Origin of the sequence: Streptomyces tibetensis, assembly GCF_040647715.1 — a bacterium.
In the GTDB taxonomy this organism is placed as follows: Bacteria; Actinomycetota; Actinomycetes; order Streptomycetales; family Streptomycetaceae; genus Streptomyces; species Streptomyces tibetensis_A.
In genome coordinates this window covers 282,488-294,845 of record NZ_JBEZCR010000012.1, presented here as the reverse complement: position 1 = coordinate 294,845, position 12,358 = coordinate 282,488, and the positions used below count along the sequence as shown (strand labels likewise).

The 12,358-nt window shown below is 69.7% G+C and carries 11 protein-coding genes and 2 pseudogenes; 7 read left to right on the top strand and 6 right to left on the bottom strand.

Annotated features, from left to right (window positions below; all coding sequences use genetic code 11):
* Nucleotides 1-446: pseudogene (locus AB0B29_RS30115) on the bottom strand (tyrosine-type recombinase/integrase); the annotation flags it as partial.
* A 94-nt stretch (nt 447-540) separates the two neighbouring features.
* Between AB0B29_RS30115 and AB0B29_RS30110 the strand changes: the two are divergent.
* Nucleotides 541-705, top strand: a pseudogene (locus AB0B29_RS30110) (pirin family protein); the annotation flags it as partial.
* A gap of 1,136 nt (nt 706-1,841) precedes the next feature.
* Here the strand turns inward: AB0B29_RS30110 and AB0B29_RS30105 are convergent.
* The 5 genes from AB0B29_RS30105 to AB0B29_RS30085 all read right to left on the bottom strand — a co-directional run bounded on the left by AB0B29_RS30105 (nt 1,842) and on the right by AB0B29_RS30085 (nt 6,704).
* Nucleotides 1,842-3,104: a multidrug effflux MFS transporter gene (locus AB0B29_RS30105; protein ID WP_362244604.1), complete on the bottom strand. Its 1,263-nt coding sequence runs from the start codon at nt 3,102-3,104 to the stop codon at nt 1,842-1,844.
* A 40-nt stretch (nt 3,105-3,144) separates the two neighbouring features.
* Nucleotides 3,145-4,086 (bottom strand): SMP-30/gluconolactonase/LRE family protein, encoded by a 942-nt coding sequence (locus AB0B29_RS30100; protein ID WP_362244603.1) that lies wholly within the window; start codon nt 4,084-4,086, stop codon nt 3,145-3,147.
* Between the two features lie 96 nt (nt 4,087-4,182).
* A complete protein-coding gene (locus AB0B29_RS30095; RefSeq protein ID WP_362244602.1) occupies nt 4,183-4,833 on the bottom strand; it encodes an NADPH-dependent F420 reductase in 651 nt (216 codons plus the stop codon).
* Between the two features lie 39 nt (nt 4,834-4,872).
* Nucleotides 4,873-5,877, bottom strand: coding sequence for an SMP-30/gluconolactonase/LRE family protein (locus tag AB0B29_RS30090; protein WP_362244601.1), 1,005 nt, complete (start codon nt 5,875-5,877; stop codon nt 4,873-4,875).
* Nucleotides 5,878-5,924: 47 nt separating this feature from the next.
* Nucleotides 5,925-6,704 carry an MBL fold metallo-hydrolase gene (locus AB0B29_RS30085; RefSeq protein WP_362244600.1) on the bottom strand — a complete coding sequence of 260 codons (780 nt, stop codon included), beginning with the start codon at nt 6,702-6,704 and terminating at the stop codon, nt 5,925-5,927.
* Nucleotides 6,705-6,832: 128 nt separating this feature from the next.
* Here AB0B29_RS30085 and AB0B29_RS30080 point away from each other — a divergent pair, with 128 nt between their 5' ends.
* From AB0B29_RS30080 to AB0B29_RS30050, 6 genes are all read left to right on the top strand, one after another.
* Nucleotides 6,833-7,735: an AraC family transcriptional regulator gene (locus tag AB0B29_RS30080; protein WP_362244599.1), complete on the top strand. Its 903-nt coding sequence runs from the start codon at nt 6,833-6,835 to the stop codon at nt 7,733-7,735.
* An 83-nt stretch (nt 7,736-7,818) separates the two neighbouring features.
* Nucleotides 7,819-8,313 carry a MarR family winged helix-turn-helix transcriptional regulator gene (locus tag AB0B29_RS30075; RefSeq protein WP_362244598.1) on the top strand — a complete coding sequence of 165 codons (495 nt, stop codon included), beginning with the start codon at nt 7,819-7,821 and terminating at the stop codon, nt 8,311-8,313.
* Between the two features lie 563 nt (nt 8,314-8,876).
* A complete protein-coding gene (locus tag AB0B29_RS30065; protein WP_362244597.1) occupies nt 8,877-9,683 on the top strand; it encodes an MBL fold metallo-hydrolase in 807 nt (268 codons plus the stop codon).
* A 2-nt stretch (nt 9,684-9,685) separates the two neighbouring features.
* Nucleotides 9,686-10,096, top strand: coding sequence for a nuclear transport factor 2 family protein (locus AB0B29_RS30060; protein ID WP_362244596.1), 411 nt, complete (start codon nt 9,686-9,688; stop codon nt 10,094-10,096).
* A 26-nt stretch (nt 10,097-10,122) separates the two neighbouring features.
* Nucleotides 10,123-10,827, top strand: a complete 705-nt coding sequence (locus AB0B29_RS30055; RefSeq protein WP_362244595.1) for an alpha/beta fold hydrolase — start codon at nt 10,123-10,125, stop codon at nt 10,825-10,827.
* Between the two features lie 227 nt (nt 10,828-11,054).
* The gene (locus tag AB0B29_RS30050) at nt 11,055-12,326 is read left to right on the top strand and encodes an aldehyde dehydrogenase family protein (RefSeq protein WP_362244594.1); all 1,272 of its coding nucleotides are present in this window, start codon (nt 11,055-11,057) and stop codon (nt 12,324-12,326) included.
* The last annotated feature ends 32 nt before the right edge of the window (nt 12,327-12,358 follow it).

Sequence of the window (12,358 nt, the reverse complement as noted above, 5' to 3'; positions counted from 1 at the left end):
GCGGCCAGGCCAACACCGTTGCGTTCCAGGGTCCGGATGAAGTCCTCGACGACCTTGTGGTCGAAGGTGTCCATCCGCCGGCTGCCCAGCAGCGGAAGCAGGTGAATGTTCAGCAGCGAGTCCAGGTGCACCACCGACGCCGGCCCCAAGTCCCGCTGTCCGGCCTTCCACTGCAAGGCGTACTCCCCGAACCGCATCGCCCCGTACTTCGCGACCCGCTCCGTCTTCGCCTGACCCCGCGGCGCAGCCCTCTTCGCGTTGTAGATTTCCGTCAAACGCACGATGGCCTTGTCCTGGGTCGAAAACCCGGACTCCTTCACCTGCTTCCCGGCCGCCGACCGATACCGGATCTTGTACGGGTGAGGACACTTCGACCACCGCGACCGCGGATGCTCACACTCCTTGAAGAACGACCCCATCCCACGAACCAGGGCAGTGGAACTCACGGTTGCAGACTCCTCCGGGACCGATGCTGACAGTTTGCTAACCGTCGGCGGTCCGGAACGCCGCTGACCTGCACTGATGCGGGCAGGGTTCGCTATGTTCTGGAACTGGATCGGACGAACGCAAGAGGAGATCGAGCAGGCGCGGCGGGACTGGATGGAGGGGACGCGGTTCGGGGAGGTGAAGGGATACGACGGGGCTCCACTGCCCGCACCGGAACTGCCACCGGTGCCCTTGAAGCCGCGAGGAAGGGTCCGCTGACCTGCGGAAACGCGCGAGCATTGGTGGCTGCGGGTCGGAAGACGGTCGGGCCATTCTCGCTGTCTTCCACCTGCTTGCCGGAAGGCGTCAAACAGCCGGCTGGCTCAGGCCGGTGCGGTTGGCGATTCCACAGTGTGGCTGTCTGTGGGTGGCTGTGGCAGGACTCTTGCTGACCGCTGGACGGCGGACACTTACGAGGCGGTCCTGACCGTGGAGCGCGAGCTCCAGCCCACCCGAACCCCGGAGACGAAGGAGACGATCTGGCGGACACCGGAGAGCCTGCTCAGCCAGCTCGGACGCACCGACGTCCAGGACCTCGTGGTCGAACGCGATACCCGGCCTCTGCCCCCACATCCCGCCGGACTGGCGGGCCCAAGTCACCGCACCCGCCACCCCCCGTCGTTCGCGGTCTCCGCCTCCCCTTCACCACCACCGAGTTCGACGTCACCCGCGCAGACTTCGCCAACCTGGAGATCCGCGCGTCGCATGACAACAGCGGGTTCCACTGTCTCTACGACACCCGCGCACGCCGGATGATCACCGACTTCGCCCTCGACGACCGGCCCCAGGTGGCCACGCTGTGCAGCGTCACCATCATTGCTCGTAGGCGGCTACGGTCCACGCGGTCTCGTGGGCGGGGGTTTCGTGGACGCGCTCGATACGCAGGGTCTGCGACGGGCGGCGACGCTGACGGCGATTCACTGGCGACCCCGTCGCCAAGAGCGGCAACTGTCGGCGCGGGGCGCCATGGGGGCGCGCCGCATGCTCGCGGCACAGTGCGCCGGGTGGCGAGTGCCAAGGAATCTTGGCCGCACCAGAACACCGGCCCTCAGGCCGTCGGTCTCCAGCAGTGCCAAACCCCTTTGAGAGCAGTGCCGGGGTCGCAGTGCGGCGACGCGCAGAGGTGCGGTCGTTACCGGGCACAACACCCACGGTGCCGTCGGGCCGTGCTCCGCGAACAACACCTCCGACGCCGCACGGCACGTGCGTACGGCCGTGCCGTCAGGTCGTCGTCTCGGTGGATCGGTTCGTACGTCGAAGCGCGCAGGTTGGCAGACTCTCAGATTGACTTGCGGACGAACGTTCGCCTCCGGCTCTTTCTGTCGTCTCGGCTGCGCGTTCGTGGGGCGCCTGGCTCACCGCGCCAGCGGGTCCGCAGTGGGCCTCCACGGGCGGCAGAGGGCGAGGAAGCTGCCTGACGCGGCCAGTGCGAGGCCGAGGACCGACGTGGCCATGGGCAGGGCTGTGCCCTGGCCGCCGAGACCGGCCAAGGCCGGTGCGAGGGCACCCATGAGGAACTGGGTGGTGCCCAGCAGTGCGGAGGCGTTGCCCGCCGCGTGTGGGGCGCGCTGGAGGCACAGGGCCGTGGTGGTGGGAAGGATCGTGCCGACGGGGCAGGCCGTGAAGAACAGCGCGGTGGCGATCCAGGGCAGACCCGCGTGTGTGGTGGTGACCAGGAGGAGCAGGGCGGTGCTGGCGGCTCCGAGTACGGCCAGGCCCGTTGCCAGGACGCGGTGCGAGGGGAAGCGGCCGAGCAGCAGCTTGCCGTTGAGCTGGCCGGTGGCGACCATGCCGATCGAGTTGACGGCGAAGAGCAGGCTGTAGGTCTGCGGGGAGGCGCCGTAGATACGTTGGATGGTGAAGGACGAGCCGGCGATGTAGGCGAACAGGGCGGCGAAGCCGAGGCTGCCGGTGAGCAGGTAGCCGGTGAAGCGGCGGTCGCGGATCAGGTCGCGCATGGTGCGCAGCGTGGTGGTCAGCCCGCCGTGCCGTCGATGTGTGGTCGGCAGGGTCTCGGTGAGCAGGGTGGCGGTGGCGGCGAGGATGGCGAGGCCCAGCAGGGTGAGGGTGACGAAGACGCCGCGCCATGAGGTGAGGCGCAGCAGTTGGGCGCCGAGCACAGGGGCGAGGATCGGTGCCGTGCCGGAGACCAGCATCAGCGAGGACAGCAGGCGGGCGGCGCCGAGCCCGTCGTACAGGTCGCGTACGACGGCTCGGGCGATGACGATGCCGGCGGCGCCTGCCAGCCCCTGGACCAGGCGCATGCCGATGAGCACCGCAGGGTCCGGGGCGAGGGCACACACGGCGCTCGCCACGACGTACACCGTCAACCCCGTCAGGAGGGGCCGTCGTCGGCCCAGGGTGTCGCTGAGCGGACCGAGGACCAGCTGACCGACCGCTATGCCGATCATGACGGCGGTCAGGGTGAGCTGGGTGACGGTCTGTGAGATATGCAGGTCTGCGCTGACCTGGGGGAGGGCCGGCAGATAGAGGTCGATGGTGAGCGGGCCGAGTGCGGTCAGGGAGCCCAGGACCAGGACGAGTGACAGACCGCGGGGCGTCGGCAGGCGGGGCACGTCTTCCGAGATGGCGGTGCCGGCCTGAGGGGTTTCGGGCATGTCAGTTTCCGGGGCTTCGGGGGCGAGTGGAGCGTGCGCGTCAGCGGTCGAGGTGCGCGACGAGGAGGTTGGGGTCCTTGTTCGTGAGGTACGCCGCGCTGGGGACGTACACCGTGTGGCCGTGGACGGCGACGGACGTGGGGGTCTGCAGGCCGTCGGCCGCGGTGAGGACCGCGGTGTGGGTGCCGTCCGGGCGGACCAGGTCGACCTGGTTGTCGTCGCGGGCGGCGAGGAGGGTGTCGCCGTGACCGGTGAAGGCGAAGTCGTCGATGGACGGCATGCCGGTGGCGCGGACCTGGACGGGGCCGGCCGTGCCGCGGGCGGTGACGGGGATGCGCAGGACGGTGCCCTTGTCGAGGTTGGTCGCCCACACCGCCCCGTGGTGCAGCTTGATCCCGTTGGCACCGGCGAAGGAGCTCGGCTCGAGGGCCTCGCCCTCGGCCCACACGACGGCCCCGCCGCCTCGTACGGGAACACGGTAGACGACGCCGTGCACGGAGTCGGTGACGTACAGCCTGCCGGTGCGCCGGTCCAGGGCGAGACCGTTGGGCAGTCCGTCGGCGGGCAGGGCGGCGATGCGGTGCGGGCGGCTGCCGGGGCGGACGGCCCAGACGCCGGTGAGGTCGGCGGTGCCGGTGGCGTAGGTGACGTAGAGGGTGCCGTCGTCCGCGCGGGCGATGCCGCCGACGAACGCCTTGCCCAGGTTGGGGGTGCCGGCCGTGGCCGGGGCGGGCAGTGTGGCCAGGACGTGAGGACGGCCGCCCGGAGCGACCCGGACGATCTGCCGGGCGAAGGAGAAGGTCAGGTACGCCGTTCCGGCGTGGCCGACGGTGATGTTCTCGGGCTGCTGCGAGGCCGCCAGGTCGAAGTGGTCGGCGATGCGGGGTGCCGTGAGGGGCTCGGTGGCCGCGGTGGCGGTGGTCGCGGAGGCCAGCAGGGCCGCGGCGGCAGCGAGCGTGGTCAGGGAGGTGCGCAGGTGCATGGGATGGTCCTCCTGGTGGGGGATCGGTGACGGTTCACCGCCGGCCCGTGCGGGTTGCAGGCCGGCAGCGGGGCGAAGGGAGTTGCGGCCGGGCGCTCAGGGGGCGACGATCTTGACCGTGCTGGCCCAACTGTGGCCGCCTTCTCGGGTCTGCAGGGCCATGTGCAGCAGCTGGAAGCCCTCCAGCTCGCGGGCGTGCTTCAGGGCGCCGACGTCGACCGGGTCCAGCCCGCCGGAGGTGACCAGGTCGGCGACCTGCCTGCGAGCGGCCTCGTCGTCACCGGCGATGAAGACGTCGAGCGGAGTCCCGCTCACCTGTCCGGCGACCAGGGTGGTGGCGAACGTGGTGTTGAACGCCTTCACGACCCGGGTGCCCGGCGCGACGGCCTTGGCGATCTCTTCGGCGGCGGAGGAGCCTGGGACGACGACGAGCGCGTCGAGCGAGGCGTCGACGGGGTTGCTGATGTCGATCAGCACCTTGCCGCTCAACCGCTCCCCGTAGGCCGCGGCGAGCTGCTTGGCGGCGTCGAACGGGACCGCGAGGACCACGATGTCCGCGTTGTCCACGGCCGATGCGTCGGCGGCGGCGATCCGGCCCTCGCCGGTTGCCTGACCGCGCAGTTCGTCGACGAGTCGTACGGCCTTGCCGGGGTCCTTGGCGGTGACGGTGACCGTGTGTCCGCCCGCCAGGGCGCGGGTGGCGATGCCGCGGGCCATGTTGCCGGCACCGACGATGGCGATCTTCATGAGGATGGTGTCCTTTCTGGTGCCTGTGCCTGGTGGCTGTCAGACGTGGACCCGCACCACGTTGAACGGGAGCTTCGGGGCGGCGATCTGGAACTGGAAGTTGACGATCAGCAGGTCGTGGCCGTCGACGGCGGCCGTGGAGGGGCTGTGCATGCCGTGGCCGTGGATCGTGCGCACGAGCCCGGCCTTGGTGTAGTCGTGGCTCAGCTTCAGGACGCTGATCTGGCCCTCGGGGTGGTCGAGTTCGGTGACGGCGGTCAGGGTGTGGCCCCGCAGCAGCAGACCGTCGCCTGAGACGCCCCTGGCGCCACCGAGGTTGATCGGGACGACCCGGTGGGTGTTGAGGTCGACGCGGTAGAAGGCGTAGTCGTTGTAGTCGGCGAGCAGGACGTAGCGGCCGTCGCCGGTGACCACCAGGCCGTTGCCGTTGAAACCGTCGTCGTAGACCATCGGGGAGCCGCTGAGGTCCACGCCCACGTGCAGCGGCTGCTGGACCTTCTTGCTCTTCAGCTCGGCGGCGCTGATGTGCCACAGCGCGGGGTGGAGCGAGTCGGAGATGTAGGCGTCGCCGTTGGGAGCGAGGGCAACGTCGTTGAGGAAGGTGTCGGTGCGGCCGGTGTCGAACACGTGCAGCAGGGCGCGGGTGCGGGTGTCGTAGACGAAGACCTTGCCGGTGGCGCCGCCGGCGACGATGAGCCGCCCCGCCCGGTCGGTCTTCATCCCGGCGACGGAGACGCGCCCGTCGTGGCCGCCGGGCAGGAACACCTGGGTCGCGCTCTGATGGACGTCGCCGCGGTAGATGGTGCCGTCGCTGGTGCTGCCGACGTAGAAGAAGGGCGTGCCGCTCTGACGGGCGATGCCCTCGGGGTAGGTCTTGTCGCCGGGGATCGTGTAGCTGGTGGGCAGGTGACCTCGGTGGTGCGGGAGGGGCGTGTGAGGAAGGTCGCCGCCGGGGGCGGCGAGGGCCTGGGCAGCGCCGCCCAGGACGAGAAGCGAGGCCACCGCGACGGCTGCGGCACGGGTACGGCGAAGACGGACTGACATGGCAAGTCTCCCTGGGGGGGGCGAGAGTTGAGGAGGGAGTCAGAGGCTCAGTGACCGGCGCCGAAGAGGGACCGGTTGGCGATGTCGATGATGAACGGGCCGACGTGGGAGGGGTAGCGGTCCACGATCGCCTTCTTGTACGCCTCGCCGTCGTCGCCGAGCAGTTCGCGGGCGTCGGCGAGGTACTGGCGGATCCCGGCGTAGACCTCCGGCCCCGCGGGCAGGCCGTGGCCGGCGAGAATCGTGTCGTAGCCGGTCTCGGCGGCCAGGGTGTCGACGGCCTGCTGCCAGCCCGTGATGTCGTTGTTGCCCAGGTAGAGGTGGACGTCGTTGTAGACGAGGTCCTGGGCGATCAGGACGCCCTGTTCGGGCAGCTTGACGAGGAGTTCGTCGGCGGCCTCTCCGCCGGAGACGGCCTCGAAGACGAACCGGATGCCGTCGATGACCTCGGTGCCCGGGGTGATGTCCACACTGGAGGGCAGGTCGGTGGCCGGGACGGCCAGGCCGCTCGGCAGCTGGGCGGCGGGGCGTGCGGCGATCTGTTCACGCACCTGGGGCAGTACGTGGACGGGGACGCCAAAACGGTCGGCGCCGTTGTAGTGGTCGGGGTGGGCGTGGGTGATGATCAGGCGGTCCAGCGGCTTGCCGAGCCCCTTGGCGTAGGCGACGGCCTCGTCGGCGTAGGCGGGGTTCAACTGGGCGTCGATCACGACGATCCGGGCCGGGGTCTCGACCAGCTGCGTGGTGGCGTGGAAGGTGTCCGCCGGGGACATGTAACTGTGGATGCGGACCGGGCCCTTGTCGAGGACCGTGACCGTGCCGTTCATGCGGATGCTCCTTGCGGTGGAGGCGGCCTTGCGTCGCCTTGACGACCTCCACTCTCGCCGCGAAACCGCAGGCAGACGAGATACGCTGAAGACCCCGCATGGTAAATCGAGGACATCTGGAGAGTGTGATGGTTCCCCCGGACCTGGAAAGGGGTGATCCCTGCCGGGGCGGTGCGATCCCCCGGCTCGACTTCAATCCGCCCGAGGAGCGGATCCCCGGCTTCGAGATCGTCGACCTGGCGACCCTGCACGAACGGCGCCGACGACGGAACCACCGTCCCGACGCGGTCCATCGGGTGGACTTCCACACCCTCACCCTGATCACCGAGGGCAGCGGGGCACACGCGATCGACTTCGTCACGCATCCCTGCCGCCCAGGGACGCTGATGTGGATCCGCCCCGGGCAGGTGCAGCGTTTCGTCGACCCCGGGACCACCAACGGCACGCACCTCCTCTTCACGCCCGCCTTTCCGCCGCACTTCAGCAGCGCCGAGAAGCTGGTGAACGAGTGGTACGGCCCCGCGTGCTGGCAACTCGGCGCCGACCCCTCGTACGCCGTCCTGTCCGCCCTGCTGGGCCAGCTGCGGGCCGAGTACGACCGCACCGGGCAAGCCGTGTCGGCGGAGATCCTCCAACTCCTGCTGGCCACCGTGCTGTTGCAGATCGACCGGCTGCCCCACCCCGACGGCGGCACCGACCCGCACGCCGGCGGCGAGGTGTATGCCCGCTTCCGCGCCGAGCTGGAGCGCTCCTACGCCACCACCCGCCGCGCCGCCGACTACGCCCACCGCCTCGGCTACACCGTCAAGACCCTCACCCGCGCCTGCACGGCCGCGACCGGACAACCCGTCAAGCACGTCATCGACGGCCGGGTCGCCCTGGAGGCCAGGCGGCTGCTCGCGCACACCGACGAGCCGGTGGCGACCATCGCGCGCCGCCTCGGTTTCCCCGAGCCCACCAACTTCGGCAAGTTCTTCACCCGCCACACCGGTGCGACGCCCGGCGCGTTCCGGCTCGCCCAGGGCCGGTAGCCAAGTCGGCAGACCCGCCGCTCTGCCGGTGCGACATGATCGGTGGGCGGATGGAAGCAGGAATGGGAAGGGGCGTCAGGAGGGTGGACGAGCATGCGGAAATCTCGACGTCGAGCGACGCCGCGAACAACGCGCTGATCCTGGCGTTCGGGCGCTTGCAGGGGGCCGCGAACCGGCTGGAGTACATCCTGGGGCGGGCTCTGGAAGTGGACTGCGGTATCAGCCACCTGATGTTCGAGGTGCTGCTCATTCTGGGCAGGGCGGGGGAGCCGGGGCTGTCGATGCGGGCCGTCGCCCAGGAGCAGGTCCTGACGACAGGTGGCGCCACGCGTCTGGTGGACCGTATGGAGGCGGCCGGCCTGGTCGAACGCGTCGAGGATCCCGGTGACCGGCGCGGGCGGCTGGTGCGCCTGACGCCGCTCGGCGAGGAGACCACGGTCTCCGCGTCCCGGATCCATGTCGAGAACATCAGGCGCTACTTCCTGGCGCCCCTCCCGGTGGAGGACGGGGACCGGTTCGCCGAAGACCTTCGCATCCTGAGCCACACGGCACGGGACATGTTGCCCCGGCTTCCCTGAGGGTTGTGGGCCGTCCCGGAGGCCCCTCCCGCATGCGTCGCTGCACCGGCGACGACCTCCAAGCCGCGCAGCACCTCATCGACCTGAGCCCCCGCGTCATGGCGCATGCCAGCCTGGCTGCGGGCCTGTCCCGGCGATCTCCCCCGCGCGGACAGCGCGCCCCAAGGCGAGATGCGTCCGAATGATCGCAAGGTTAGTCACTCCTCGACTCCGCGCTCGTGCTGGATTCATGAGCTGCGCGGACACGTGGAGCAAGGTGAATCGCCTGACAGCCGAACACCGGAATACCTGACTAGTCAGGTACTGTTGTCCTCGGTGAGAGGCCGGCCTTGACGCCGACGCTGTCGTTTCCGCCTTCGACTCCCCGAGGCGTACGACGCGGCGGCGGACGACTTCCGGCGCTGTGCCGAGTTGTGCGTCACCGGCTTCCCCACCCTGCTCGGCGTCGACGGCGACCGCGTCGCTGTCCTGGCTCACGGCCGCGCCACCGTCGGCGAGGTGGACAGGCGACTCGCCGCTCTCTCCTGACTGTGCCATCCCCTTCCCCGCAAGGAGCACCAAGCATGAGCACCCTCGATGTCAAAATCTTCGATCTGGACTTTCCGGCCGGCAGCAAGAACAAGACGGCCACCCTCGTCACCGGGGAGAGTGAGGCGCTGTTGGTCGACGCCGCCTTCACCCGCGCCGACGGCCACCGCCTGGCCGCGGAGATCCTCGACTCGGGCAAGACTCTGACCACCGTCTTCGTCTCCCACGCCGACCCTGACTTCTACTTCGGCGCCGAGGTGATCGCCGACGCCTTCCCCGACGCGAAGTTCGTCGCGACCCCGATCGTCATCGAGCACATCCAGCACTCCTACCGGGGCAAGCTCAAGGCATGGGAGGCCCTCGGCCCGAACCTGCCCACGCGCCTGGTCGACCTGGAGCCCCTGACCGGCGACCTCACCCTTGAAGGACACCGCTTCGAACTCAAGGGTGGCCCTGCTGGACTGCCCGACCGCCACTACCTGTGGCAGGCCGAGCACCGCGCCCTCCTCGGCGGCGTCCTGCTCTTCCAGCAGGAGCACGTCTGGGTCGCCGACACCCCCACCCCCGACGACCGCGCCGCCTGGGTCACCCTGCTGGACGAGATGGCCGCCCTCCAGCCGGAACTGGTCGTCCCCGGCCACCGCCTGCCCAACGCCCCGGCCAACGCCTCCGCGATCTCCGCCACCCGCGACTATCTGCTCGCCTTCGAGGAGGAGCTCGGCAAGGCCGCCGACGGCGCCGCGCTGACCGAGGCTCTGGTCGCCCGCTACCCGGACCACGGCATGCTCATCGCCGCCCAGATCGGCGCCAAGGTCGCCAAGGGCGAAATGAAGTGGGGCTGACCATGACCGACTTCGCAACGTCCACGGCCCCCGCCGACGTCGTACGCCGCCAGTACCTGGCCTCCGCGGCCGGTGACCTGGAGGCCCTGCGCGCCACCCTCGCCCCCGACGTGGAGTGGACCGAGATGGCCGGCTTCCCCGTGGCCGGCACCTACCGTACCCCCGACGGGGTCACCACCAACGTGATGGAGCAGCTGGGCAAGGAGTGGGACGGCTGGACCGCCCACGACGACACCTACGTCGTCGACGGCGAGAACGTCGTCGTCCTCGCCCGCTATACGGCGGCCAACAAGGCCACCGGCAAGAACATCGACGTCCGGGTCGCCCACCATTTCGTCGTGCGCGGCGGCCTGATCGTCCGTTTCGAACAGTTCGTGGACACCGCGCTGGTCCGCGACGCCATGACCGACTGACCCTGCGCTACTTGAGGACAGCTCAGATGAACCCCACTGTCGTTCTCGTGCACGGAGCGATGCACACCCCGTGGATCTTCGAACCCCTGCGTGAGAGGCTCAGCGCCCGCGGCATCGCCTCCCGAGCCGTCCAACTGCCCAGCAGTAGTCCAGACAGCGCGGCCGCCCGGGGGCTGGCCGAGGACGTCGAGGTGGTGCGCGCCGCCGTCGCGGCTGTCGACGGACCTGTGGTGCTCGCCGCGCACTCCTACGGGGGAGTGCCGGCGACCTGGGCCGCCGCAGAGTCGGACCAGGTGACGGAGCTCGTCTACATCGCCGCCTTCGCCCTCGAAGCGGGCACCTCGATGATGGAGTGGATGGGCGGCGACTTCCCGCCCACCTGGCACCACTCGCCCGACGGCCTGGCCGTCAAGGCGGGAGACGCCGAGGAGTCCATCTTCAGCGGCGTCGACCCCGCCCTGACCGCCGAGGCCGTCAAACGCCTCAACTGGCAGGGCGTGCGCGCCTTCACCGAGAAGCTGGGCGCCGCGCCCGCCCAGGTGTCCCTGACGTACGTCGTGGCCACCGAGGATCCGGCACTGCCGCCCGCGGTACAGGAACAGTGGGCCGCGCGTGCTGCCCACAGTGTTCGTGTTCCTTCCGGGCACTCTCCGCACCTGTCCCATGCCGACGAGGTAGCCGACGTTCTCGCCAAGGCCGTCGCGCGGGCCTGGTCCAACAGGTCCCAGTGATCCACACGGCTGGCTCCTGGCGTTCACCGCCAGGAGCCGGCCTTTCGTCATGAGACCGGCCTTGATCCCTGGGTCAGGGCCGGTGTACTTCTCAGCGTCGACATCGCCACGAGCCGTTTCCCGCGTCCCCCGGCACTGCCGGGGCACAGACGCCGAACAAGATTGTTGAACGATGCTACGATCCTGCTTCTAGGCTGCTGTGGCATTCGGACAGTGAGAGGAAGCCCGTGACAAGCGACGAGGATCACCGAGCACCCGCCTCCTTGGATGTCGTGCGTGCTTGTGCCATCCGAGCCAAGCAGGGTGGCACCGCTCTCGTCAGTGCCTCGGACGCCGAGATCGACTCGGCGCTGCGTGGCATGGCGGAGCGTCTGGGATCGGCGCAGTCGGCTCTCATGGCCGCCAACGAGGAGGACCTCGCGGCTGCTGTCTCCGCGGGCATGTCGTCCGCGCTGCAGGATCGCTTGCGACTGACCTCGACGCGGTTGGAGGCCATGGCGGCGGAGCTGCGCACGCTGGCGGATACGTCGCATGAGCCGAGGGACAGGGTCGTCGAGGTGCGCCCGGACGGCCTCACCCTGTTGGAACGCAGGCGTCCGGTCGGGGTCATCGGCGCCAACTTCGAGGCTCGTCCGAACGTCACGCTCGATATCGCGTCCCAGTTCCTCAAGTCGCGCAACGCGGGTGTGCTGCGCACCGGATCGGCGGCGCTCGACTCGTCCCGGGCCTTGGTGGATCAAGTGATCGCGCCGGCGCTCGCCGAGGCGGGGCTGGATCCGGACGCCATCCAGCTGGTGCCCAGCGAAGACCGCTCTGCGGCTTACGCGCTGGTGGCCCTGCCCGAGCTGATCCCGCTGGTTATCCTTCGCGGGAGCGGCGACAGCACCCGCGACCTCGGCCAGGAAGGCGCACGTCACGGTGTGCGGACCCTCGCCCATGCCGACGGCGGCGGAGTCCTGTACGTGGACTCGGCCGCCACCGAAACAACAGCGCACCGGCTGATCACCGACAGCCTCGACCGCCTGGGCGTGTGCAACCGACTCAATCTGCTGCTCATCGACCGGCCTGTCTACGAAGAGCGGCTGCCCGGCATTCTTCAGCTGCTGCACCGTCTGGGCATCACCGCATCTCTTCCCCCGCACACCCATCCGCGCGGATTCGAGTGGGCACTCGACTCGGAGCGTGCGGCAACCGTGACGATCGACGCCGCCGACGGTCCGTCGGGCGCGGCGCGGATCGCGAATGAGGAGACATCCGGGCTGGCCGCCGCCATCGCGACCGACGACCCTGCCGCCGCTGCCCGGTTCATTGATGCTTATGGCGGCTCCGGGGTCTTCTGGAATTCCCCCACGCGACTTCTCGACGGCTTCAAGCTGTTGCGACTGCCGGAGACCGGTATCAACATCGACCGGGTCCCCGGTCCGCGTGGGCCGGTGAGCTTCCGCGACCTGCACCTGCGGCAGTACGTGGTCGTGCCCAGTTCAAAGAATCTCGGCTAGAACCCTGGCTGCCGGAATGCTGGCCGCCGGTG